At 70.3% G+C, this 22,726-nt stretch carries 23 protein-coding genes; 8 read left to right on the top strand and 15 right to left on the bottom strand.

The genetic code is table 11. The features are described 5' to 3' along the window. Nucleotides 1-155: 155 nt before the first annotated feature. The 6 genes from BLW81_RS14505 to BLW81_RS14480 form a co-directional block, all read right to left on the bottom strand. A complete protein-coding gene (locus tag BLW81_RS14505; RefSeq protein ID WP_083407762.1) occupies nt 156-770 on the bottom strand; it encodes a DNA-3-methyladenine glycosylase I in 615 nt (204 codons plus the stop codon). Then, nucleotides 767-1,132 carry a DivIVA domain-containing protein gene (locus tag BLW81_RS14500; RefSeq protein ID WP_083407761.1) on the bottom strand — a complete coding sequence of 122 codons (366 nt, stop codon included), beginning with the start codon at nt 1,130-1,132 and terminating at the stop codon, nt 767-769. The genes BLW81_RS14505 and BLW81_RS14500 overlap by 4 nt, the downstream gene beginning before the upstream one ends. A 56-nt stretch (nt 1,133-1,188) precedes the next feature. Further along, nucleotides 1,189-2,136, bottom strand: coding sequence for a glucosyl-3-phosphoglycerate synthase (locus tag BLW81_RS14495; RefSeq protein ID WP_083407760.1), 948 nt, complete (start codon nt 2,134-2,136; stop codon nt 1,189-1,191). Then, nucleotides 2,133-2,957, bottom strand: a complete 825-nt coding sequence (folP, locus tag BLW81_RS14490; RefSeq protein ID WP_083407759.1) for a dihydropteroate synthase — start codon at nt 2,955-2,957, stop codon at nt 2,133-2,135. The genes BLW81_RS14495 and folP overlap by 4 nt, the downstream gene beginning before the upstream one ends. A 76-nt stretch (nt 2,958-3,033) precedes the next feature. Then, entirely contained in the window at nt 3,034-4,845 is a 1,812-nt protein-coding gene (gene fadD6 / locus BLW81_RS14485) for a long-chain-acyl-CoA synthetase FadD6 (RefSeq protein ID WP_083407758.1), read from the bottom strand. A gap of 39 nt (nt 4,846-4,884) precedes the next feature. Continuing rightward, nucleotides 4,885-5,457: a cytokinin riboside 5'-monophosphate phosphoribohydrolase gene (locus BLW81_RS14480; protein ID WP_083410548.1), complete on the bottom strand. Its 573-nt coding sequence runs from the start codon at nt 5,455-5,457 to the stop codon at nt 4,885-4,887. 27 nt (nt 5,458-5,484) lie between these two features. Here BLW81_RS14480 and BLW81_RS14475 point away from each other — a divergent pair, with 27 nt between their 5' ends. Both BLW81_RS14475 and BLW81_RS14470 read left to right on the top strand, forming a co-directional pair. Continuing rightward, nucleotides 5,485-7,569 carry an ATP-binding protein gene (locus BLW81_RS14475; RefSeq protein ID WP_083407757.1) on the top strand — a complete coding sequence of 695 codons (2,085 nt, stop codon included), beginning with the start codon at nt 5,485-5,487 and terminating at the stop codon, nt 7,567-7,569. Between the two features lie 57 nt (nt 7,570-7,626). After that, the gene (locus BLW81_RS14470) at nt 7,627-8,412 is read left to right on the top strand and encodes an ESX-1 secretion-associated protein (protein ID WP_083407756.1); all 786 of its coding nucleotides are present in this window, start codon (nt 7,627-7,629) and stop codon (nt 8,410-8,412) included. A 1-nt stretch (nt 8,413) separates the two neighbouring features. Here the strand turns inward: BLW81_RS14470 and BLW81_RS14465 are convergent, their stop codons facing one another. The 4 genes from BLW81_RS14465 to dapE all read right to left on the bottom strand — a co-directional run bounded on the left by BLW81_RS14465 (nt 8,414) and on the right by dapE (nt 13,102). Continuing rightward, complete coding sequence (locus BLW81_RS14465) at nt 8,414-9,118, bottom strand: hypothetical protein (protein WP_083407755.1); 705 nt, start codon at nt 9,116-9,118, stop codon at nt 8,414-8,416. 12 nt (nt 9,119-9,130) lie between these two features. Further along, nucleotides 9,131-10,258 carry a hypothetical protein gene (locus tag BLW81_RS14460; protein ID WP_083407754.1) on the bottom strand — a complete coding sequence of 376 codons (1,128 nt, stop codon included), beginning with the start codon at nt 10,256-10,258 and terminating at the stop codon, nt 9,131-9,133. A gap of 83 nt (nt 10,259-10,341) precedes the next feature. Then, nucleotides 10,342-11,958 carry an ABC-F family ATP-binding cassette domain-containing protein gene (locus tag BLW81_RS14455; RefSeq protein WP_083407753.1) on the bottom strand — a complete coding sequence of 539 codons (1,617 nt, stop codon included), beginning with the start codon at nt 11,956-11,958 and terminating at the stop codon, nt 10,342-10,344. 79 nt (nt 11,959-12,037) lie between these two features. Then, nucleotides 12,038-13,102 carry a succinyl-diaminopimelate desuccinylase gene (gene dapE / locus BLW81_RS14450; protein ID WP_083407752.1) on the bottom strand — a complete coding sequence of 355 codons (1,065 nt, stop codon included), beginning with the start codon at nt 13,100-13,102 and terminating at the stop codon, nt 12,038-12,040. Between the two features lie 24 nt (nt 13,103-13,126). On the opposite strand from dapE, the gene dapD reads away from it, so the two are divergent. Together dapD and BLW81_RS14440 are read left to right on the top strand one after the other, a co-directional pair. Continuing rightward, nucleotides 13,127-14,074, top strand: coding sequence for a 2,3,4,5-tetrahydropyridine-2,6-dicarboxylate N-succinyltransferase (gene dapD / locus BLW81_RS14445; protein ID WP_083407751.1), 948 nt, complete (start codon nt 13,127-13,129; stop codon nt 14,072-14,074). Nucleotides 14,075-14,390: 316 nt separating this feature from the next. Then, on the top strand, nt 14,391-16,019 hold the full coding sequence (locus BLW81_RS14440; RefSeq protein WP_083407750.1) for an Ig-like domain-containing protein: 1,629 nt from the start codon (nt 14,391-14,393) through the stop codon (nt 16,017-16,019). 9 nt (nt 16,020-16,028) lie between these two features. Here the strand turns inward: BLW81_RS14440 and BLW81_RS14435 are convergent, their stop codons facing one another. From BLW81_RS14435 to BLW81_RS14425, 3 genes are read right to left on the bottom strand one after another with little or no spacing between them, the layout of a single operon-like run. After that, nucleotides 16,029-16,562 (bottom strand): M15 family metallopeptidase, encoded by a 534-nt coding sequence (locus BLW81_RS14435; RefSeq protein WP_235632276.1) that lies wholly within the window; start codon nt 16,560-16,562, stop codon nt 16,029-16,031. A 38-nt stretch (nt 16,563-16,600) separates the two neighbouring features. Further along, nucleotides 16,601-16,951: a VOC family protein gene (locus BLW81_RS14430; RefSeq protein WP_083407748.1), complete on the bottom strand. Its 351-nt coding sequence runs from the start codon at nt 16,949-16,951 to the stop codon at nt 16,601-16,603. Beyond that, nucleotides 16,948-18,348, bottom strand: coding sequence for an acyl-CoA synthetase (locus BLW81_RS14425; RefSeq protein ID WP_083407747.1), 1,401 nt, complete (start codon nt 18,346-18,348; stop codon nt 16,948-16,950). Before BLW81_RS14425 ends, BLW81_RS14430 begins: the two co-directional genes overlap by 4 nt. 94 nt (nt 18,349-18,442) lie before the next feature. Here BLW81_RS14425 and BLW81_RS14420 point away from each other — a divergent pair, with 94 nt between their 5' ends. The 4 genes from BLW81_RS14420 to BLW81_RS14405 all read left to right on the top strand — a co-directional run bounded on the left by BLW81_RS14420 (nt 18,443) and on the right by BLW81_RS14405 (nt 20,125). Then, nucleotides 18,443-18,928, top strand: a complete 486-nt coding sequence (locus tag BLW81_RS14420) for an NUDIX domain-containing protein (protein WP_456093746.1) — start codon at nt 18,443-18,445, stop codon at nt 18,926-18,928. Nucleotides 18,929-19,000: 72 nt separating this feature from the next. Beyond that, on the top strand, nt 19,001-19,384 hold the full coding sequence (locus BLW81_RS14415) for a VOC family protein (protein ID WP_157897699.1): 384 nt from the start codon (nt 19,001-19,003) through the stop codon (nt 19,382-19,384). 16 nt (nt 19,385-19,400) lie between these two features. Continuing rightward, nucleotides 19,401-19,553: a nuclear transport factor 2 family protein gene (locus BLW81_RS29775; protein ID WP_220096833.1), complete on the top strand. Its 153-nt coding sequence runs from the start codon at nt 19,401-19,403 to the stop codon at nt 19,551-19,553. A gap of 68 nt (nt 19,554-19,621) precedes the next feature. After that, nucleotides 19,622-20,125: an Rv2253 family sensor-like surface protein gene (locus BLW81_RS14405; RefSeq protein WP_197680372.1), complete on the top strand. Its 504-nt coding sequence runs from the start codon at nt 19,622-19,624 to the stop codon at nt 20,123-20,125. On the opposite strand, the gene BLW81_RS14400 is transcribed toward BLW81_RS14405, so the two are convergent. Both BLW81_RS14400 and pruA read right to left on the bottom strand, forming a co-directional pair. Next, nucleotides 20,122-21,084: a proline dehydrogenase family protein gene (locus BLW81_RS14400; RefSeq protein WP_083407744.1), complete on the bottom strand. Its 963-nt coding sequence runs from the start codon at nt 21,082-21,084 to the stop codon at nt 20,122-20,124. The two genes, BLW81_RS14405 and BLW81_RS14400, sit on opposite strands and share 4 nt — an antisense overlap. Continuing rightward, entirely contained in the window at nt 21,081-22,706 is a 1,626-nt protein-coding gene (pruA, locus tag BLW81_RS14395) for an L-glutamate gamma-semialdehyde dehydrogenase (protein WP_083407743.1), read from the bottom strand. Before pruA ends, BLW81_RS14400 begins: the two co-directional genes overlap by 4 nt. Between the last annotated feature and the right edge of the window lie 20 nt (nt 22,707-22,726).

Below are 22,726 nucleotides of genomic sequence, written 5' to 3'. Positions count from 1 at the left end.
AGCCGGCCCGCGAGGGGCTCGGTCGGGGCCGAGACTGCCCACCCGTTTGACAGCTCCCGGCACTGAACTGCATCTGAACTTCCCCTATTGTTCCCTATCCGCGAGCTTTGGTGTGCAAAGACCCGGCTATGACGGTCGCGGCGGCCCCGCCGACGTCACCGGCGCGGTGCCGGCACCCAGCAGTCGGCGGTGTGGTCGTCGACCATCCCGGTCGCCTGCATCAGCGCGTAGGCCGTCGTCGGCCCGACGAAGCGGAACCCGCGGCGCTTGAGTTCCTTGGCCATCGCGGTGGACTCCGGTGTGATGGCCGGGATGGAGTCGAAGTCGGCGGGCCGGGGCCGCGGCGGCGGGGCGAACGACCACAGCAGCTCGCCCAGGTCGACGCCGTCGTCGGCCAGTGCGACGGCGGCGCGGGCGTTGGCAATGGTGGCCTCGACCTTGGCGCGGTTGCGCACGATGCCGGTGTCGGCCATCAGCCGCGTGACGTCCCGCTCGGTGTAGCGGGCGACGCGGTCGATGTCGAAGCCGTGGAAGGCGCGCCGGAAGTTGTCCCGCTTGCGCAGGATGATCAGCCACGACAGCCCGCTCTGGAACGCCTCGAGGCTGACCCGCTCGAACAACGCCTGCGCACCCCGCAGCGGCTGGCCCCATTCGGTGTCGTGGTAGTCGCGGTAGAGCACGAAATCGGCGGGCGCGAGCCGGGATTCGTCGATCCAGGCGCAGCGCACCCGGCCGTCGGGCTCGGCCCGGGCCGGCGCGGCCGCGGTCACGCCTCGCTCTCCTGCGTGGCGGGCAGCGCGTGCGCGCCCTCCTCGGGGGCAGCCTCGTCGGCGTCCTCGATCCCGTACGCCGCCCGCAGCGTGGTGAGCTGCCCACGGAGCTGGTCGAGTTCGGCGCCCAGCCGGTCGAGCACCCAATCGACCTCGCTGGTCTTGTAGCCGCGCAGCGTCTGGGTGAACTTGAGCGCGTCGACGTCGGCGCCCGTCACCCCGGATGCGGGCAGCACGGTGGCGGTGGTCTCGCGCGGCAGCGGCGGCAGCGGCTCACCCCGCCCGAACAGCACGCTGCCCAAGGCGAACAGCACGACCGCGATGAGGACCAGGACGACCAGATACAGCAGAACCAGGGTCACGTCATCGATACTGCCTCAGCGCGCCGACATCCGGGCGTCGAGCCGCCGCAGAGGACTCAGCGCGGGCGCAACGTGCTCATCGGCGGCCGGTCGGCCAGCGACACCCCCGACGTGCGCGTCGTGTAGTCGTCGCCGTCGGCGAAGAACTGGGTCAGCCCCACCCCCGAGTCGGGCACCCCGCACCGCGACAGCAGCGTGGCGATGACCTGCCTGCTCATCGAGGCCAGCTCGGTCAGCGGCCGGTTGCGGTGCGTGCGCACGCCGAGGTTCACCTGCGCGATGCCGTCCAGCCCGAGCCGGTCGTAGGCGTCGATGAGCAGCCCGATCTCCACGCCGTAGCCCGGCGCGAACGGCACCGAGGTCAGCAATTCGCGGGTGCCGGCGTACTCACCGCCGAGCGGCTGCAGGATGCAGCTGAGCTCGGGCCGCAGCGACGCCAGCAGCGGGCGCGCCACCAGTTCGGTGACCCGGCCGCCGCCGTTGGCGTCCTGGCTGCCGCTGACCTTGAGCGGCCGGCGGTAGAAGCCCTTGACGAAGTGCACGCCGTCGGTGGTCAGCAGCGGGCCCAGCAGCTTGGGCACGAACATCGGGTCGGGATCGATCAGGTCCGAGTCGACGAACACGATCAGGTCGCCGGTGGTGGCGGCCAGCGAGCGCCACAGCACCTCGCCCTTGCCCGGTTGCGGTGCCACCTCGGGCAGCGCGACCTCGCGGCTGACCACCCGGGCGCCCGCGGCCACGGCGCGGATCTCGGTGTCGTCGGTGGACCCGGAGTCCAGCACGATCAGCTCGTCGACGAGCCCGCCGAGCAGCGGCGTGATCGTCTCGACCACGCTGCCGACGGTCTCCTCCTCGTTGAGCGCCGGCAGCACCACCGAGACGGTGCGGCCCTTCTTGGCGGCCTCGAGTTCGGCGATCGTCCACGTCGGCCGGCTCCAGCTGTGCTCGGCCAGCCACCGTGCGGTGACGACTTCGGTCGTTGGCAATTCGGGTGTGAGTGTCATGCCAGTCCCCTCACCGTGCGCGTCGGCGGCCGCCCGCCCTGGATCGACGCGACCATTTCTAGAACGCGTCGTGTCGGTCCGACCTCGTGCACTCGAAACATCGCCGCCCCCTGCGCTGCTGCCAACGCGGTAGCAGCGAGGGTGCCCTCGAGGCGTTCGGTCAAACCCACACCCAGAGTTTCCCCGACGAAATCTTTGTTGCTCAGCGCCATCAGGACGGGCCATCCAGTGTTTACAAGCTCTTTTACGTGGCGCAACAAAGTAAGACCGTGATAAGTGTTCTTGCCGAAATCGTGGGTCGGGTCGATCAGGACGGCGTCTCGGGCCACCCCCGCGGCGACCGCGCGCGCGGCGGCCGCGGTCACCTCGGCGATCACATCGTCGACGACGCCGCGCTCGGTGATGCCGTAGTTGACCCGGAACGGGCGGGTGCGCGGCAGCGCGCCGCCGGTGTGCGAACACACCAGGCCCGCGCCGAACTCGGCGGCCACCTCCGGCAGCGCCGGGTCGTGGCCGGCCCAGGTGTCGTTGATCAGGTCGGCACCGGCCGCGCAGGCCTGTTTGGCCACCGACGCGCGCCAGGTGTCGACGCTGATCAACTGATCGGGATAGGTGCCGCGCAGCCACTCGATGAACGGGACGACGCGCGCCACTTCCTCGTCGGCGTCGACCAGCGTGCCCGGACCAGCCTTGACCCCGCCCACGTCGACGACGTCGGCGCCCTCCTCGATCACGCGCTGCGCGGCGGCCTTGGCGGCCTCGTCGGTGAACGCGGCGCCGCGGTCGTAGAACGAGTCCGGCGTCCGGTTCACGATCGCCATGATCAGCGCCCGGTCAGCGGCGACCGGCCGACCGCAGAAGGTCCTCACGGTGTCCAGGCTACGGCCGGGCGAGAGCTCAGCTCTTGGGCTTCTTGCCGTCGGCGACTTCCTGCGGGTACTCGTCGTAGAACTCGACGTAGCCCTCGTCGCGGCCGGCCAGCACGTAGATCGGGTCCTCGATCGAACCCGCGTCCTCGTCGCCCTCGCCGGTGGTGCCGCCGTAGCCCTCCTTGCGCAGGTCGCCCTTCTGGCTCTTGAACGTCGAGGTGTGCGCCAACTCCTTGACCACCCGCACGAACAGCGGCACCGCGTAGCCGGGCAGCTTGTCGTAGGCGGCCTTGGCCAGCGCCTTGCCGTCGAACTCCTCGCCCTCCTTGAGCTGGATGGCCGCCATGCCGGCGCGCCCGCCGGCGCCCTCGACCTCGACGCCGAACACCGTGGCCTCCTCGATCTGAGGATCGGTCGACAGCGCGGCCTCCACCTCGGTGGTGGCCACGTTCTCGCCCTTCCACCGGAACGTGTCGCCGAGCCGGTCGGTGAACGCCGCGTGCCCGAACCCCTGCGACCGCATCAGGTCGCCGGTGTTGAACCACACGTCGCCGTCGCGGAAAGCGTTGCGCACCAACTTCTTTTCCGACTCTTTCTCGTCGGTGTAGCCGTCGAACGGCTGGAAGTTGCTCACCTTCGACAGCAGCAGTCCGGGCTCGCCGCTCTTGACCTTCTTGACCCGGCCCTTGTCGTCGCGCAGCGGGTCGCCGCTGTCGGGGTCGTACTCGACGAACGCCACCGGCGTCGGGCAGATGCCGGTGGTCTTGTCGAGGTTGAAGAAGTTGACGAACGCGGTGTTGCCCTCGCTGGCCGCGTAGAACTCGCAGACCCGGTCGATGCCGAACCGCTCGGTGAAGTCGTCCCAGATCGCCGGGCGCAGGCCGTTGCCGCCGATGACCCGCACCTTGTGTTTGCGGTCGGTGTCCTTGGGCGGCTGGTTGAGCAGGTAGGTGCAGATCTCGCCGATGTAGACGAACGCGGTCGCGTCGTAGCGGATGACGTCGTCCCAGAACTTCGACGCCGAGAACGACTTGCCCAGCGCCAGCGTCGCACCCGAGTTCAGCACCGAGGACAGGGCGACCGTCAGCGCGTTGTTGTGGTACAGCGGCAGGCAGCAGTACAGGGTGTCGTTGCTGGTCAACCGCATGCCCATACCGCCGAAGCCGGCCAGCGCCCGCAGCCAGCGGTAGTGCGTCATCACGCTGGCCTTCGGCATCCCGGTGGTGCCGGAGGTGAAGATGTAGAACGCCTTGTCCTTGGCCAGCACCGCCGACGCCGTCGCCGGGTTGGTCGTGGGTGCGGTGGCGGCCAGCCGCTTCATCTCGTCGACGGTGATGAGCCCGTCGGTGTCGGCGCCGGACTCGGTGATCGGTTCGACGAAGTCGGTGTCGGCGACGACGACGGTGGCCTTGAGCAGCCCAAGGCTGTGGTCGAGGACGTCGCCGCGCTGGTGGTAGTTGATCATGCCGGCGACGGCGCCGCACTTGACCGTCGCGAGCATCAGCAGCACCGACTCCGGGCTGTTGCGCAACATGATGCCGACGACGTCGCCGTGCCCGACGCCCTTGGCCGCCAGCACCGCGGCGTAGCGGTTGACCGTCTCGTTGGCCTCGCGATAGGTGATCCGCTCGTCGCCGAACCTGAGGAACAGTTTGTCGGCGTGGCGGGCGGCGCGTTCCTGGAACACCTTGCCGATCGACGTCTTGGCCGACGGTCGGGCACCGAAACCGGTGACCACGCCGCGCAGGATCGTCGGCACGTCGAGGATCAGCCCGGGCACCTGGGCGGCGATGTCCAGTAACCCGACGCTGCTGCGGGTTCCAGACTTCTGATCGGTCATGTCGCGTTCGTCCCTCCGCTGTTCGTTTGTCGCAACACCCTAGTGATCACGGTCACGGCGCGGTGCACTCGCCGCCAGCGCCGACTCGACATCCGTGACGACGATCAGGCGGTCGAGCGCGGCCTGGGCGACGTACCCGCCGTCGACCAGACCGCGCAACCAGACCAGTAGCCCGTCGTAATGCCCGACCGGGTCGAGCAGCACCACCGGCTTGTCATGCATACCCAAATAGCCCGCTGTCCAGGCCTCGAACAGTTCCTCGAGGGTGCCGATGCCGCCGGGCAGCGCGATGAACGCGTCGGCGCGGTCCTCCATCACCTGTTTGCGTTCGCGCATGGTGTCGGTGACGACGAGTTCGTCGGCGTCGACGTCGGCGACCTCGCGGTGCACCAGCGCCTTGGGGATCACCCCGACGGTGTGCCCGCCGCGGCTCCTGGCCGCCTCCGCGAGCGCGCCCATCGCCGAGACGTTCCCGCCGCCGGACACCAGCGACCAGTTCCGGTCGGCGATGGCGCTGCCGACCTCGGCGGCCAGGGCCAGCAACTCGGGGTGCGTCGGACCCGACGCGCAGTACACACACACCGCCCACTGGCGGTCGGTTTCGCCGGACACGAGCACAAACTGCCATAGACTCCGGCGGTGCCGATTGAGTGGGTCATCTCGCCGCCCGAACCGGCACTCGAGGTGATCGAGGCCGGGCTGCACAAGCGGGCCGGAGCCGTGCTGATCGGGCCGGCCGGTGTGGGCAAGTCGACGCTGGCGCGCATGGCGGTCGAGCGGTTCGGGGCGGGCTATCCGCGGGCGGACTGGGTGCGCGCGACGACGCCGATGGCCGCGGTGCCGTTCGCGGCGGTCAGCCATCTGATCGAGGTGCCCGACAGCGGCAAGACCGCCGACGTGCTGCAGACCGCCCGGGACGCCCTGGGCGACGGCCGGCTGCTCGTCGTCGACGACGCACACCTGCTCGACACGCTGTCCGCGGCGCTGGTGCATCAGCTGGCGGTCAGCGGCGCCGCGACGCTGATTCTCACGGTCGCGCCCAACGGCGTGGTGTCCGAGGACATTTCGCGGCTGTGGGATGACGGGCTGCTCGAGCGGGTGGAGCTCTCGCCGCCCGGCCATGACGACAGCAGGCTGGCGACCCTGGTCGAGGAGTTCGTCGCGGCGCTGCCCGCGGACGCGCACCGCGTGCTGTCGTACCTGGCGGTCGACGACCCGCTGCCGCTCGCGGAGATCGAGGCGCTCGTCGGGCGCGCGGCGGTCGAGGAGGCGGTCGCCGAGGGCGCGGTCGTCGTGGACGACGACCGGCTGCGGCCTGCGCACCCGCTGTTCGCCGACGCGGTGCGAGACGCGCTGGGCGGTCCCGAGTTACGGCGGCTGCGTGGTGAGCTCGTCGACCTGCTCGCCGGACGGCCCACGCTCGGCGTGATCGGGCGGCTGCGCGTCGCGGTGCTCGCGCTCGACAGCGACAGCCCCCAACCGTCTGCCGACCTGGCCGCCTCGGCCGCCGAGGCGCTGCGCCTCGGCGATCTGGTGCTCAGCGAACGCCTCGCCCGCGCCGCGCTGCAGCATGCACCGCAGCTGTCGACACGGCTGACGTTGGCCTACGCGCTGGCCTGGCAGGGCCGCGGTCGCGAGGCCGACGCGGTGCTCGACGAGGTCGACACCGCGTCGCTGTCGGACACCGAGCTGATGGCGTGGGCGCTGCCGCGCGCGGCCAACCAGTTCTGGATGCTCTCGGAGCCCGAGCGCGCCACCGCGTTCCTGCGCGCGACGCGCAACCGGGTCTCATCGCCGACCGCGCACACCACGCTGGACGCCCTGTCGGCGACGTTCGCGATGAACGCGGGCAACCCGGCGCGGGCGCTCGAGATCGCCGGCGACGTGCTGGCTTCGCCGGCCGCCGACGACACCGCGGTCGGCTGGGCGGCGGCCGCGGCGGCGCTGAGCTCGGCGCGCACCGGCCGGTTCACCGACGTCGACCCGTTCGCCGACCGCGCGATCGCCGCCGGGCATCCCGGGCTGCTGCGGTTCACCAGCGGTTACGGGCAGACCACCGCGCTGGTGATGGCCGGGCGACTGGACCGGGCGCAGGAACTCGCGCAGCGGCTCGCCGATCTGGCCCAGCTACAGCAGCCCGGCCGCGCGATCGGCGAGGTGCTGGTGGCCGATGTGCTGATCGCCCGCGGCGAGCTCGACGAGGCGGTGCGCCTGCTGCGGCACGCCGCGACCGCGCTGACACCGACCGGTTACTCGTGGGGCCCACTGGCCTGGATGCTGCTGGCGCAGGCGCTCGGCCAGCTCGGCGCGACGGTCGAGGCCGGAAAAGCGTTGGCTCGGGCGGAATCTCGGCACGGGTTGAAGTCGATGCTGTTCGCTCCCGAATTGGCCCTTGCACGGGCGTGGACGATGTCGGCGCGCCGCGACGAGCACGGCGCGGTGGCGGCGGCGCGCGACGCCGTCCGCAGCGCCGAACGCGGCGGCCAACGCGCGGTGGCACTGCGTGCGCTGATGGACGCGGTCCGGCTGGGCGACGCACGGGCGCTCGACGCGATCGCCCGGGTCGGCGCCGAATGCGACTGTGCTCTCGGACAGTTGGCGTTGTCGCACGGCCAGGCGCTGCTCGCCAGGGACGCCGCGGCGTTGGCCGAGGTGTCTCAGCGCTACTCCGACGGTGGTTTCCGGCGCGCCGCCGAGGACGCCGCCGCGCAGGCGCAGCGCTGAAACTGGTGTCGGGGGCCCCGGTTTCGCGGCCCTAGACTCTGAGCTACGGAGGTAGCGATGAACCAGCTCTACGTGCAGACCGACGGGGTGCGGTCGTACGCGCAGATCCACGACCAGGTGTCGGCGGCGCTGTCGTCGGTGATGGGCGCCGCCGCACCGGAAGCCGCCGGCGTGCAGACCAGTCACGGCACCATCGCCGCGGCGGTGAGCTCCGCACTGTCAGGGGCGTTGGGCAGCAGGCAGGGCACCATGCAGGCCACCGCGACATCGAGCACGACGATCGCCGGGCTCCTGCAGAAGGCCGCCGAACTGTACGAGCGCGGCGATCGCGAGGGCGCCGACAAGCTGCGCGCCGCCGCGGATGCGCTGCAAACCCAGGAGGCCGGGGCCACCGGTGCGTCTCCCGGCACGGCCGCGGGCGGATCTTCCGGCGCGGGTGCGGCAGGCACCGGCGCTGCGGCCACTCCGGCTGCCGGTGGCGGCGCCGACGTGCTCGGCCAGATCGTCGGTCAGGTCGGCGGACAGGTCGGGGCGCTCGTCGGTTCGATCGCCGCCCCGCTGCAGGGTCTTGCGCAAGGGCTGCAACAGGTTCCGCAGCAGATCATGCAGGGTGTGCAGCAGGCCGCGCAGAGCGGCGCGGCCGACGAGGCGGAACCGGACCGCGAGGCCGAGCGCATTGCCGAGGAGGAACGGCGCGATCGTCCCGAACCGCCGACTCGCGAGCCGGTTCCGAGTGGCGCCGCGCCCGGTGAGTCGACCCAGGCGGGGCGGGCTCCGGAGGCACCCGTCGAACCGCAGCGGCCGCAGCCCGCGCAGACCCGGCCGCAGGGCGACCCGCGCTGAGTTACAGGTTGCGGGTGGCCTCGTCGTCGCGCTGGACCGGCGGCGTGACCGGTGCGGTTCCGCTGCCCGGTTCGCTGCGCTCGGGGCCGGCCGCCCCGGACCACGGGGTGTCGTCGGCCCGGTGCAGCGGCTGGCGTTCCTCGCGGTCCCGCTCGGACTCCCCGTCGCGGGTTTCGACGCGGTCCTGCGCGTCGTCGCGCTGACCCGGCGCGGCGGCGGCGGCACCCGGAGGTGCACCCGCAGGCGCGCCCGCGCCCGCCGGGGCTCCGCCGCCGGTCCCCTGGCCGGCACCCGACTGCCCGCCCGCCGACTGCGCGCCCTGCATGGCCTGCTGGATCAGTGAGCCGAACATGCCGGCGCCCCCGCCGGCCGCCTGTGCGGGCGCACCGGCCATCTGCCCCATCTGGCCCGCCTGCTGCCCGAGCTGGCCGAGCATCCCGACCACCTGGCCGACCGACTGCGACCCGGCGTCGTCGGAGTTCTGGTACGCCACCTGCGCGGCGCCCACCTTGCCGGAGAAGGTGTTCTCCTTGGCCGACAGCGCGGCGACATTGGCGGTCAACTGCGCGGCCAGCGTCGGCAGCACCGCCGATATCGTCGCACTCATCGCGTCTTGTCCCGCGGGAAGCGTTGGTACCGGCGGCAATTCGACTGCCGCGGCGTTCCAGTTGATGCCCTCGGGTTTCTTCAGCGGGCTACCACTCATCGCTACTCTCCGTCACCAGTCGTCGTCGACGTCGTCTTCGGCGAGGTCGTACTCCAGCGGCGCGGGCACGGCCAGGCCCGCCGTCGTACCGCCGGACGTGCCGCGCTGACCCATCATCGGGGCCATGCCGCCCATCCCGCCGCCACCGGCCATCGGGGCGGCGCCGCCAACCGTCGTCGCGCCGGCCGCCGCGCCCTCGGCAGGTGCGGTGCTGACCGCCTTGCTGCCGACCAGGTTGGCCATCTGCGGCGTCTGCAGGGGAACTCCGCCGGAGCCGGGCAGCGACGCCGCCTTCACCATCCCCGACCCGCCGCCGGCGCCGGACCCGCCGGCCAGCGGATGGTTCGAGAACGACGAGAACGGCATCCCCGCCGCGCCCATCGCGTCGGCCTTGCCGCCCGATCCGAACATCGACGTCAGCTGCTGCAGGGGCTGGGTGAGCTGCTGCAACTGCTGGCCCATCTGCTGCGGCAGCTGCATCAGCGACTGCCCGATCTGCATGGGCAGCTGCATCGCCATCGACGCCATCTGACCCATCATCTGCATGCCCTGCTGCGAGCCGTCGGCGGCCTGCTTGGTCGCCTCTTCGCCGCTGTCCTGCGCTTCTTTGGCGCCGGGCACCGGCGGGGCGCCGAGGAACGGGATGCTCGGCGGCACACCGAGGGTGTTGGCCAGTTCGGTGGTGTTGGTGGTGACGTTCGCGATGTTCTGCGACAGGCCCATCTTGACGCGGCTCTGCACCAGCTCCTGCGCGTTGCTGAACGGCATCGCCGCGATCGCCTCGCACTCGTGCTGGGTCTCCTGGGCGATGGTGTTGGCCAGCATCTTCGTCTTGACGACGGTGGCCTCCATGGCCCGCAGCTTGGCCGCGATCGCGGCGGCGTGCGCGGCGTTGGCCTCGTGGCCGCCGATGATCGTGCTGGCCTCACCGGCCGCGGCGAGCGACCCGGCGCCTTCCCAGGAGTCGGTCAGCTTCATCAACTGGCCCTGCTGCTGGGGTACCAGGGTGCCGCTGATCTTGGCGGCCAGCGCCTCGTATTCGGCCGCCGCGGACGCCAGCATCTCCTCGTCGACGTTCGGCCAGCCGGGACCCGTGACGGTCTGACCACCGTACGGGCTGGAATCGGGCTGGATTCCCATGGACGCGACCCCCTCGACGACACGCTACGAGTGTCAAATTTACCGTGCGTCCGAGCACCGCCGGTGCACTAATTCCGGGGTGATCAGGGCACCGGCGCGTCGTGCAGCCGTCCGCCGGACAGCTCCATCCGGCGCTGCACCCCGATCTCGGTGAGGAACCGGTCGTCGTGGCTGACCACCAGGAACGCGCCACGGTAGCTGTTGAGCGCCGACTGCAGCTGTCCGACGCTGACCAGGTCGAGGTTGTTGGTCGGCTCGTCGAGCAGCAGCAGGTGCGGTGCCGGTTCGGCGTAAAGCACGCATGCCAGCGTCGCGCGCAGCCGTTCGCCGCCCGACAGCGCCGCGACCGGCAGTTCGAGGCGCTCACCGTGGAACAGGAACTGCGCGAGCAGGTGCATCCGGCGGGTGTGCGAGAGGCTCGGGGCGGCGGCGGCCAGGCTTTGACCGACCGTGCGGTCCGGGTCGAGCAGGTCGAGGCGTTGCGACAGGTACGCGATGCGCCCGTCGGCGCGGCGCACCGAACCGCCGTCGGGGTCCTGCTCGCCGCTGAGGATCCGCAGCAGCGTCGACTTGCCGGACCCGTTGCGACCGGTCAGCGCGATCCGTTCGGGCCCGCGCACCGACAGGTCGACGCCGGAGAACAGCAACCGCCCGCCGCGGATGGCGCGTAATCCGGTGCAGCTCAACACGTCACGGCCGGCGGGGACCGCGGTGTCGGGCAGGTCGAGGACCAGGACGTCGTCGTCGCGCAGCGCCTTTTCCGCATCGTCGAGGCGGGCCTTCGCATCGTCGACGCGGGCGGCGTTGACGCCGTCGACGCGGCCCCCCGACTCCTGCGCGCGCCGTTTCCTGGCGCCGGCGACGATCTTGGGTAGGCCGGCGTCCTTGAGTGTGCGCGCCGCGGTGCTTGCGCGCCGCGCCGCGCGTTCGCGGGCCTGCTGCTGTTCGCGCTTCTGGCGTCTCAGTTCCTGCTCGGCGCTTCTGAGGTTGCCTTCGGCGACGCGCTGCGCATCTGCCACCGCCTCGGTGTACATCGTGTAATTGCCGCCGTACGAGAGGATCTCGCCGCGGCGCAGTTCGGCGATGCGGTCCATCCGGTCGAGCAGGGCGCGGTCGTGGCTGACCACCAGCAGGCATCCGGTGAAGTCGTCGAGGGCGAGGTGCAGACGGTGCCGCGCGTGGCTGTCGAGGTTGTTGGTCGGCTCGTCGAGCAGCAGCACGCCGGGCCGTTTGAGGAGTTGGCCGGCCAGGCCGATGGTGACGACCTCACCGCCGGAGAGCGTGCCGAGCGGCCGGTCGAGCGCGACATGCGCCAGCCCGAGCCGGTCCAGCTGGGCCCGCGCGCGTTCCTCGACGTCCCAGTCGTCGCCGATCGCGGTGAACACCTCGTCGCGGGTGTCACCGTCGGCCAACGCATTCAGCGCGTCGACGACCGCCGCGATGCCCAGGATTTCGGCGACGCTGCGGTGCGCGTCGTACGGCAGCGACTGCGGCAGGTAGCCGAGCGTGCCGTCGACGACGACGGTGCCCGCGGTGGGCCGCAGCTCACCGGCGATCAGCCTGAGCAGCGCACTCTTGCCTGCCCCGTTGGGTGCGACCAGTCCGGTGCGGCCGTCGCCGACGGTGAAGGTCAGTCCGTCGAACAGCGGGGTGTCATCGGGCCACGAAAAGGACAGCTGAGAAACGACGATCGAAGACATGCGGGAGCTCTCCCGAAACTAGACGACAAGGGGCACACGAGTCGTCGTCTCACCGCATGAATCCAGGGTAGGTGCGACGTCAACCGGTTAAATAGCGGCGCAGCATCGCCGTGGCGGCGGTGATCTTGTCGACCTCGACGCGCTCGTCGACGCGGTGCGCGAGGTTGGGGTCGCCGGGCCCGTAGTTCACCGCGGGGATGCCGAGCGCGGCGAAGCGCGACACGTCGGTCCAGCCGTACTTGGCCCGGACCTGCCCACCCGCGGCCTCGACGAGCGCGGCGGCGGCCGGTTGGGACAGCCCGGGCAGTGCGCCCGCGGCCGCGTCGGTCAGTTCGATGCTCACGTCGAGCCCGTCGAGGACCTCGCGGACATGCGCCAGCGCGTCGTCGACGCTGCGGTCGGGCGCGAACCGGAAGTTGACCGTCACCGACGCCGCGTCGGGGATGACGTTGCCGGCGATCCCGCCGTCGATGCGCACCGCGGACAGCCCTTCGCGGTAGGTGCAGCCGTCGATGTCCACGCTGCGCGCCCGGTACGACGAGAGCCGGTCCAGGACGTGGCCGAGTTTGTGAATCGCGTTGTCGCCCAGCCAGGATCGGGCCGAGTGGGCGCGGGTGCCCGAGGCGCTGACCACCACCCGCAGCGTGCCCTGGCAGCCGGCCTCGATGTAGCCGCCGGAGGGTTCGCCGAGGATCGCGACGTCGGCGCGCAGCCAGTCGGGCAGCTCCTTCTCGATGCGGTTGAGCCCGTTGGCCGACGCCTCGATCTCCTCGCAGTCGTACATCACCAGCGTCAGGTCGTGGGCGGGCTCGGTCACGGTGGCAGCCAGGTGCAGAAACACCGCGTCGCCGGCCTTCATGTCCGAGGTGCCACAACCGTGCAGTTCGCCGTCTGCGAGGCGGCTGGGCAGATTGTCGGCGGCCGGCACGGTGTCGATGTGGCCGGCGAGCATGACCCGCGACGGCTTGCCCAGGTTGGTGCGGGCCAGCACGGCGTCGCCGTTGCGGATCACCTCGAAATCGGTCTGTTCGCGCAGGGCGGCCTCGATCTCGTCGGCGATGCGCTTCTCGTGACGGGACTCGCTGGGGATGTCGACGAGGGCCGCCGTCAGCGCGACCGGATCACCGTGCAGATCAAGGCTCACCCGGCTGACGTTAGTCTTACGGCCGTGACTTCTGCTGCTGGTATTGGGCTGGCGACGATCGCCGCTGACGGATCGGTCCTCGACACGTGGTTCCCCGCGCCGGAACTGAACGCGGACGGTGACCCGTCGGGCACGGTCCGGCTGTCGGTCGCCGAGGTGCCCGAGGAACTGGGCGCGCTGACCGGCCGCGACGAGGACCGCGGGGTCGACATCGTCGCCGTGCGGACCGTGATCTCGTCACTGGACGACAAGGCCGTCGACGCCTACGACGCGTATCTGCGGCTGCACCTGCTGTCCCACCGGCTGGTCGTGCCGCACGGCCTGAACGCCGACGGGTTCTTCGGCGTGCTGACCAACGTGGTGTGGACCAATCACGGCCCGTGCGCGGTGGAGGGCTTCGAGACGGTCCGCGCGCGGCTGCGCCGGCGGGGCCCGGTGACGGTCTACGGCGTCGACAAGTTCCCGCGGATGGTCGACTACGTGATGCCGACCGGCGTGCGGGTGGCCGACGCCGACCGTGTCCGGCTGGGTGCGCATCTGGCGGCGGGCACGACGGTCATGCACGAGGGCTTCGTGAACTACAACGCGGGCACGCTGGGCAACTCGATGGTGGAGGGCCGCATCTCGGCGGGCGTCGTCGTCGGCGACGGCTCCGATGTCGGTGGCGGCGCGTCGATCATGGGCACGCTGTCCGGCGGCGGCACCGAGGTCATCTCCATCGGCAAGCGTTGCCTGTTGGGCGCCAATGCCGGGCTGGGCATTTCGCTGGGCGACGACTGTGTCGTCGAGGCGGGCTTGTATGTCACCGCGGGGACCAAGGTGCAGACCTCCGACGGCAAGACCGTCAAGGCCAAGGAGCTGTCGGGCGCCAACAACCTGTTGTTCCGGCGCAATTCGCTGTCCGGTGCCGTCGAGGTGGTCAAGCGCGACGGCACGGGCATCACCCTCAACGAGGCGCTGCACCAGAACTGACCGACCCCTCAGTTGCGCGAGCGTGCGGATCCGCCAGTCTCGGTGACGCACACGAACTAGCGAGTACAGCAAACAATTTTGCCGACTGTGTTCGCTTCCTTGGTCGACTTTGCCGCGGGTGCTTCGTGCACGCGCCGGTTCCGCGCGTATTGCCTTGCTGAATCAGCAATTTGTATGCGCGTGCGATCGTGGGGTGTGGGCGCCCGCAGCGCGGATACTTGCACGCAGAAATATCTTGATTTGCTGCCCGTCTTAATTGACCCTGTCGTAAGTTTTCGGTGTTCGCATCGAAACCGAAGCGGAGGGCGCAGACGGCATGCAGAGATCAGGCAGACATCGTGCGGTTCCGGTCCACGGGTCCTACGCCCGTCACGTCGGACGCATCGGCGCCCTCGCGGTTGCACTGGGCGTGGGCGCGGCGGTGGCCACCGCGACGGGTGCCGGTGTCGCCCATGCCGACGACTCGGACCCCACGGCGGATACGTCGTCGAGTTCGAACCCGTCGAGCACCGACAATCCGACGGGCCCGTCGGCGTCTGCCCCCGCGGAATCCCCGTCGGCCGTCGACAGCGGGGCCGAGGCAACCGACGCATCCCAAGCGACGCAACCCCCTTCGGCGCCGAAGATGAACTACCGCAGCTCCGGCGGCATCCGCCCGCTTGACGAGTCCGAGGTTCGACCGACGGGCACCGTCAGCGCAAGAACCGTTGTCCAGAAACGTGATCCACTGAGCAAGCCGGTGCGACCGACGGCAGCCGAGGAGCAGCAGTCGACCGTCGGGACCGAGCCGGTCACGGTGACCAGGACCGTGACGACGGAGACCGCGCCGCCCGAGCTGCCGGTTCCCGAGGAGCCGGCGCCGTCCCCGCTGCTGTGGACCGTGCTGGGGTGGACGCGCCGCGAAGTCCAGCGCGAACCGCTCGCAGCCGACGTCGAGAACCAGCCGCCGCACGTCGAGAGTGCGACGTACACAGTCGAATACGGCAAGGCGCTCGAGATCCGCGTGCTCGAGTCAGCGGTCGACCCCGACGGCGACGCGATGTGGATCACCGACATCTCCAAGCCGGGCTACGGCGAGGCGAGGGAGTATCCCGAGGGCTCCATCACCTACACACCGCACCTGATCGACGGCGACAAGATGGTCACCGACAAGTTCAGCTACACCGTGACCGACTCGGCAGGCAACAGCAGCACCGCCACCGTCGTCGTCAACATCCGGGCGCCGGAGAAGGCGCCCGTCGCCGTCGCCGACACCGCGGTCACCCCGGTCGACACCCCGGTCACCATCGACGTGCTGAAGAACGACGACGACTCCAACGGGCTCAAGCTCACATCGGCCGGCAAACCGCTGCACGGAACGGTCGTCATCACGTCGACCGGCCAGCTGACCTACACCCCGAACGCCGGGTTCACCGGCGTCGACAGCTTCGACTACACCGTCGTCGACGGCTTCGGCGTCGGCCACGTGGGCACGGTGACAGTGGAGGTCCAGGGCCGCGGCGGCGTCGAGCACCCGGACCGCACCTACGCCGTCGGCAGGGGCACCACGCTGACGGTCTCCGTCGGCAACGGCCTGCGCGACCCGAAGTACCGCGACTGGACCGTGCATCTGGAGGAGAAACCGGCCAACGGCACGCTGCAGTTGAACACGGACGGGTCGTTCACCTACGTCCCGAACAAGGGCTTCGTCGGCCAGGACACGTTCGTGTACTTCGTCTCGCAGGGCAGGCAGGGCGACGGGCCGTTCGTCGCGGTCATCAACGTCGTCGACGGGGAGGTGGTCCAGCCGGCGGAACCCGAAGTCGAGGCACCGAGTTACGCCGTGACGATCGCGCTGAGTTCGGCGATGGGTGCGTGCTGGGACGACTGGATGCCGTGGCAGAACGGCCCGGGTTCGCAGCACCTGGGCTGCCTGTATCCGCAGGCGCGACGCGAGGCGACCTAGCGCGGTTGCTCAACCCGTCGCGTTCGGCTTCAGCGGCGGGCAGCGACCGTCGACCGCCGCCAGCTCGAAGTGCCAGATCTCGTTGGCGTAGATCTGACACAGCCCGAACTTGCGCCCGTTGGCGATCAGCCATCGGTCCGCCTCGACGGGCGCGATGTCGACAGCCTTGCCGGTGACGTGGTTCGAGGTCTGCGGTGAGGCGACCAATTTCCTTGCGGCGTCGACGCTTCCGTAGGTTCGTACTCCGTCGTCGAAGAGCCGTTGCTGAAAACCCCTGGTCCGCCAGCCCGAGTTGATCCGCATCTCCACACCGACCGCCTCGGCGGCTCGCGATGCGTCCTGCACCGCTTTCAGAAGTGCCGGATCGAGCCAGCCGACAATCGGATTCGACACGTCGAACGGGCTCAGTGTCGTGTCGTCGGGCAACCAGCCGCCGAGGGTGTCCTGCGCGGCCGGCCCGATGCTCAGCGGTTCCTGACCGACGGCGGTGGCGTACGCCGGCGCCTCGGTCGGCGCGCACGCGACGAGCGCGCACGCTGACAATGCGACGAGCGCGCTCGCTCGTGCAGAAAGTGGGGTGGTCAATCGTCGGCGGCGAGGATGCAGAATTCGTTGCCCTCCGGGTCGGCGAGCACCACCCAGGACTCGTCGCCCTGGCCGATGTCGACGTGCCGCGCACCGAGACCGACCACGCGCTCGACCTCGGCCTGCTGGTCGTCGGGGCGGAAGTCGAAGTGGATGCGGTTCTTGACCACCTTGTCGTCGGGCACCGCGAGGAACAGCCAGTTCGGTCCGGCACCCGGCGGCGCGTGCAGCACCACGTCGCCGTCGTCATCGACGTCGTGCGGCCAGCCGAGCACCTTCGACCACCACACGCCCAGTGCGCTCGCATCGTGGGCGTCGATGCAGATCTCGTCGAACGTCAGTGTCACCGTGCCAACTCCTTCTTGAGCACCTTACCCATGGCGTTGCGCGGCAGCGCGTCGACGATGCGCACCTCGCGCGGTCGCTTGTGCACCGAAAGCTCCTGTGCCACATAGTCGACGAGCGCCTGGGGTTCAGCATCGCCGACGATGAACGCCACGATGCGCTGACCCAGATCCTCGTCCGGCAGCCCGACCACCGCGGCTTCCCGCACACCCGGGTGTCCCAGCAGCGCCGTCTCGATCTCGCCGGCGCCGACCCGGAAGCCACCGGTCTTGATCAAGTCGACCGATTCGCGGCCGACGATGCGGTGCATGCCGTCGGCGTCGATGACCGCCACGTCACCGGTGCGATACCAGCCGTCGGGCTCGAACACCTCGGCGGTGGCATCGGGCCGGTTGAGGTATCCGTCGAACAGCGTGGCTCCCCGAACCTGCAGCCGCCCAATGGTTTCCCCGTCGTACGCGACGGCACCGCCGTTTTCGCCGACCAGCCGGGTCTGCACGCCGGCCACCGGCAGACCCACCCAGCCGGGCCGACGTTCGCCGTCGGCGCGGGTGCTGATCGTGATCAGCGATTCGGTCGACCCGTACCGTTCGATCGGTCGGTGCCCGGTCAGCGCGGCGACCTTGTCGAACACCGGCACCGGGAGCGGCGCGCTACCGGAGACCAGCAGGCGCGCCGACGCGAGCGCGGACGCCGATGCCTGATCGTCGGCCACCCGCGACCACACCGTCGGGACCCCGAAGTACAACGACCCGCCGGCCGCGGCGTAGTTCTCCGGTGTCGGTCTTCCGGTGTGCACGAATCGGTTTCCGATCCGCAGCGAGCCGAGCAGGCCGAGTACCAGGCCGTGCACGTGGTACAGCGGCAGCCCGTGCACCAACGTGTCGTCGGGCGTCCACTGCCACGCCTCGGCGAGCGCGTCGATGTCGGCGGCGATGGCCGCCCGGCTCACCACGACGCCCTTGGGCGCCCCCGTGGTTCCGGAGGTGTAGATGATCAGCGCCGGTGCGTCGGCGGGCGGTTCGGCGTAGCGGTGCCACGAGCGCGCGTGCACCCGGACCGGGACGTGCGGCAGCCCCTCGGTTTCGGTCGGCTTGTCCCCGAGCCACGCCTGCGCGCCGGAGTCGGTCAGGATGTGCCTGCGCTCGGCGGTGCCGACGTCGGCGGGCACCGGGACGACGGGAACACCCGCGATCAGACAGCCCGTCACCGCCAGCACCGTCGAGACGGTCGGCGTGGCCAGCACCGCGACCCGGCCGGCGCCGGCCACCCGTTCGGCCACCGAGGTCGCAGCGCCGACCAGATCGCTGCGCGAGAGCACCGCGCCGTCGATGCGCACCGCGTCCCCGATGTCGGCGCCGCCGGCAACCGCGGCGGGGTTCAGTGAAGCCAGCAACATAATGAGCGAGGTTACCCACAGCGGCCTCGGCGATACTTGGCGCGTGACAGACATTGAGCGGCTCGCCTCGCGCGAGGTCTACCGGAACCCGTGGATGGCGCTGCGTGAGGACGACATCCGGCGGCCGGACGGCAGCGGCGGCGTCTACGCGGTCGTCGAGAAACCCACGTACGCGCTGGTGATACCCCGCGACGGCGACCGGTTCGCGCTGGTCGAGCAGTACCGCTACCCGATCGGCCTGCGACGATGGGAGTTCCCGCAGGGCACCGCGCCCGGCGGCCGCGAACTCGAACCCGCCGACCTCGCCGCGCAGGAACTGCGCGAGGAGACCGGGTTGCGCGCGGAGCGCCTGGACCGGCTCGGTCAGCTCGACGTGGCCCCGGGGATGAGCAGTCAGCGCGGCTGGGTGTTCCTCGCGACCGGCATCACCGAGGGTGAGCATGAACGTGAGCACGAGGAGCAGGACATGCACAGCGCCTGGTTCGATCGCGCCCAGATGGAGCAGATGATGCGCGACGGTGTGATCACCGACGCCCAGTCGATGGCCGCGTGGACGCTGCTGTTGCTGTCAGGTCTTTAGCCCTGTGCGATGAGTTCGGCTGCGCTGTCCGGTCTTCACCTATGACGCATCAGCGATTACTGGAGAGTGATGATGACCGCACCAGAAACCATGCGCATCGGCATGTACTCGTTCGACTGCCGTGACGCCGCGGCGCTGGCGGACTTCTGGTCGAGCGTGCTCAACCGTCCGGTCGACGAGAATCCGACAGTGGAGTTCGCGACGATCGGCCTCGACGACGGTGGGGTGACGTGGATGTTCCAAGCGCGCCCGGCCGCGGAGTTGGGCACCGGGCGCAACCGCCTGATGATCGACTTCGACGGCGGCCCCGCGTGGTCCGAGCACGCCGACCGGGTCCAGTCGGTGGGTGCCGCGCGGGTGAGTGATCACGAGGAGGACGGCCTGCACTGGGTCGTCTTCCGCGATCCGGAGGACAACACCTTCCGCATCTTCTCGCCCCGCGTGAGCCGACCATGACGACGAGCGCCACCACATCGCGGCGCGGGCGCTACTGCGTTGTGGCAAACCGGATTATCTGGCCGCCCATCCCGAACTCCTGCTCCGCCTGACGATCGGGCTGCGCAAACGCGACGGCCGGTGGGTCGTCACCCACGAGCACCATTCGTTCGCCGATACGAATCCGTGATGGTCTCGTAGCCGTCGGCAAACCGTGTCGTGACGCTTTTGACGGTCCGGCCAAATACGCTGCGGAGCATGTCTGTCCGCCGTCTGACCTGCACACTGGTCGGCCTGGTCTGCGCAGTGGCCGCCGGTCTGTCGGCGCTGCCTGCGGCGGGTGCGGCGAACCCCGCGTGGAACGGGCGTTACCAGATCATCACCTACGCATCGGACAAGATGGGCACGAGTATCGCCGCCGCGCAGGCCGAGCCTGACTTCAGCGCGGTGTACACGCTGGCGACCGACTGCTCGGCGGGGCTGTGCGTGGCGACCGTCGTCGACGGGCCCGCACCCACCAATCCCACGATCCCCCAGCCGGTTCGCTACACCTGGGACGGCGCGCGCTGGCAGTACGCCTACAACTGGCAGTGGGAGTGCTTCCGCGGTGACGGCGTGCCCAGCGAATACGCCCCGGCCCGCTCGCGGGTGTTCTATGCCCCCGACATCGACGGCACCCTGTTCGGGACCTGGCGCACCGAGATCCTGGCCGGTGCCTGCCGCGGCACCGTGGTGATGCCGGTCGGCGCGCGCCCGGTCTAACCCGCCGGCCGGTCCAGCAGCGCCCGCAGGAAGAACATCAGGTTCGCGGGACGTTCGGCCAGCCTGCGCACGAGGTATCCGTACCACTGCGTCCCGAACGGAACGTAGACCCGCACGGAGCTCCCCGCATCGGTGAGCCTGCGCTGCTCGGCGTCGCGGATGCCGTAGAGCATCTGGTACTCGTAACGGTCGCTGCCCCGGTCGAATTCGGCCGCCAGCGCCGGCACGGCGGCGACGATCACCGGGTCGTGGGAGGCGACCATCGGGTAGCCGTCACCCGCAATCAGCGTCCGAAGACACCGCAGATAGGAGTCGGTGATCTCGGCCGGTTCCCGGTAGGCGACCGACGCCGGTTCGTCGTAGGCGCCCTTGCACAATCGGATCCGGGTGTGCGCGAACTGTTCACAATCCGCGGGCGTGCGCTTGAGGTAGGCCTGCAGAACCGTTCCCACCCAGTCGAAGTCGGCGTGCAACTCCCGCACCACCGACAGCGTCGAATCGGTGGTGGTGTGGTCCTCGGCGTCGACCGTCACCCAAACACCTGCACGCAGCGCGCGCTCGCAGATCGCGCGGGCATTGTCCAGCGCGATCTTCTCCCCGTCCCTGCCCAGCGCCTGCCCGAGCGCCGACAGCTTCACCGACACCTCGAGCGTGGGCACGGCTCCCGGACCCTCGGCGCGGCCGGCCAGCCCGTCGAGCAGTTCCAGGTAGGTGTCGACGTTGCGGTTCGCGTCCTCGACGTCGGTCACGTCCTCTCCGAGGACGTCGACCGACACCAGCCGGTGCGAATCCCGCAGTCGGGCAACGGCAGTCAGGGCGTCAGCGACCGTGTCCCCCGGCACGAACCGGTGCACGACCTCCCGCGTGACCGGCAGCCGCTCGGCGGTCCGGCGCAGACCGTCACGCCGGCTCGCCGACAGGATCAGCGGCCGCGCCACCCGCGCGAACAGGCCGCTCATCGCGCCATGTGGGGGTAGGCGTGCTCGGTGGGCGGGACGAAGGTCTCCTTGATCGACCGGGCCGACGTCCATCGAAGCAGGTTCAGCGCCGATCCCGCCTTGTCGTTGGTGCCCGAGGCGCGCGACCCGCCGAACGGCTGCTGTCCGACCACCGCGCCGGTCGGCTTGTCGTTGACGTAGAAGTTGCCCGCGGCATGGCGCAGCCGCCGCTCGGCGGCCAACACCGCCGCACGGTCGTCGGCGATCACCGCTCCGGTCAGGGCGTACTTGGCCCCGGTGTCGACGACGTCGAGGATGCGGTCGTACTCGTCGTCGGGGTAGACGTGCACGGCCAGGATCGGTCCGAAGTACTCGGTGCAGAACGCGTCGTCACGCGGATCGTCGGACAGCAGGACCGTCGGCTGCACGAAATAGCCCTCGCTGTCGTCGTATTCGCCGCCGACAGCGATCGTCACGTTGGCGTTCTTGGCGCGTTCGATCGCGTCGACGTTCTTGGCGAACGCCCGCTCGTCGATCAGCGCTCCCCCGAAGTTGGACAGGTCGGTGACGTCGCCGTAGGTCAACGCCTCGGTCGCGGAGAGGAAGTCGTCGCCCATCTGCTGCCAGACCGACCGCGGGATGAACGCTCGCGAGGCCGCCGAGCACTTCTGGCCCTGGTAGTCGAACGCGCCGCGGATCAGCGCCGTGCGCAGCACGTCCGGTCGCGCGCTGGCATGCGCGACGATGAAGTCCTTGCCGCCGGTCTCGCCGACCAGCCGCGGGTAGGTGTGATAGCGGTCGATGCCGGTGCCGACTTCACGCCAGAGATGCTGGAACGTCGTCGTGGAGCCCGTGAAGTGGATGCCGGCCAGCCGTGGATCCGTCAGTGCCACATCGGAAACCGCTCTGCCGTCACCGGTGAGCATGTTGATCACCCCGGGCGGCAGACCGGCCTGTTCGAGCAACTGCATGGTCAGGTGCGCCGCGAAGGTCTGCGTCGGCGACGGCTTCCAGATCACCGTGTTGCCCATCAGCGCCGGCGCCGTCGGCAGGTTGCCCGCGATCGCGGTGAAGTTGAACGGCGTGACGGCGTAGACGAATCCTTCGAGCGGGCGGTAGTCGGTCCGGTTCCAGACGCCGCGCACGCTGACGGGCTGTTGCGCCAGGATCGTGCGCGCGAACGCGACGTTGAACCGCCAGAAGTCGATCAGCTCGCAGGCGGCGTCGATCTCGGCCTGATATACGGACTTGGATTGACCGAGCATCGTCGCGGCGCACAGCTTTTCGCGCCAGGGTCCGGCGAGCAGATCGGCGGCGCGCAGGAAGATCGCGGCGCGTTCGTCGAACGGGGTGGCCTCCCAGTCCGCCTTCGCGGCGATCGCGGCGTCGACGGCGGCGGCGGCGTCGGCGTGGGTCGCGTTGCGCAGCGTGCCCAGCCGAGCGGCGTGGCGGTGCGGTTGCACGACGTCGACGGGCTCACCGCCGCCGACGCGGCGGCGGCCGCCGATGACGTGGGGCAGATCGACGGGTTCGGGGGCGACCGAGGACAGCGCCTCGAGCAGGCGGGTGCGCTCCCCCGAACCGGGTGTGTAGTCGTGGACGGGCTCGTTGGTGGGCAGGGGCACATCGGTGACGGCATCCATGTACCGATGATGGGCCGTCC

The sequence above is a fragment of the Mycolicibacterium rutilum genome (assembly GCF_900108565.1).
GTDB lineage: Bacteria > Actinomycetota > Actinomycetes > Mycobacteriales > Mycobacteriaceae > Mycobacterium > Mycobacterium rutilum.
This window is presented reverse-complemented; position numbering and strand designations above follow the sequence as displayed.

Bases quoted from the DNA above. Each gene is read 5' to 3' on its own strand.
- BLW81_RS14495 (WP_083407760.1), bottom strand. From the start codon at position 2,136: ATGACACTCACACCCGAATTGCCAACGACCGAAGTCGTCACCGCACGG.
- folP (WP_083407759.1), bottom strand. From the start codon at position 2,957: ATGGCGATCGTGAACCGGACGCCGGACTCGTTCTACGACCGCGGCGCC.
- fadD6 (WP_083407758.1), bottom strand. From the start codon at position 4,845: ATGACCGATCAGAAGTCTGGAACCCGCAGCAGCGTCGGGTTACTGGAC.
- BLW81_RS14470 (WP_083407756.1), top strand. From the start codon at position 7,627: ATGAACCAGCTCTACGTGCAGACCGACGGGGTGCGGTCGTACGCGCAG.
- BLW81_RS14465 (WP_083407755.1), bottom strand. From the start codon at position 9,118: ATGAGTGGTAGCCCGCTGAAGAAACCCGAGGGCATCAACTGGAACGCC.
- BLW81_RS14460 (WP_083407754.1), bottom strand. From the start codon at position 10,258: ATGGGAATCCAGCCCGATTCCAGCCCGTACGGTGGTCAGACCGTCACG.
- BLW81_RS14455 (WP_083407753.1), bottom strand. From the start codon at position 11,958: ATGTCTTCGATCGTCGTTTCTCAGCTGTCCTTTTCGTGGCCCGATGAC.
- BLW81_RS14440 (WP_083407750.1), top strand. From the start codon at position 14,391: ATGCAGAGATCAGGCAGACATCGTGCGGTTCCGGTCCACGGGTCCTAC.
- BLW81_RS14425 (WP_083407747.1), bottom strand. From the start codon at position 18,348: ATGTTGCTGGCTTCACTGAACCCCGCCGCGGTTGCCGGCGGCGCCGAC.
- BLW81_RS14420 (WP_456093746.1), top strand. From the start codon at position 18,443: ATGGCGCTGCGTGAGGACGACATCCGGCGGCCGGACGGCAGCGGCGGC.
- BLW81_RS14415 (WP_157897699.1), top strand. From the start codon at position 19,001: ATGACCGCACCAGAAACCATGCGCATCGGCATGTACTCGTTCGACTGC.
- BLW81_RS14405 (WP_197680372.1), top strand. From the start codon at position 19,622: ATGTCTGTCCGCCGTCTGACCTGCACACTGGTCGGCCTGGTCTGCGCA.
- BLW81_RS14400 (WP_083407744.1), bottom strand. From the start codon at position 21,084: ATGAGCGGCCTGTTCGCGCGGGTGGCGCGGCCGCTGATCCTGTCGGCG.
- pruA (WP_083407743.1), bottom strand. From the start codon at position 22,706: ATGGATGCCGTCACCGATGTGCCCCTGCCCACCAACGAGCCCGTCCAC.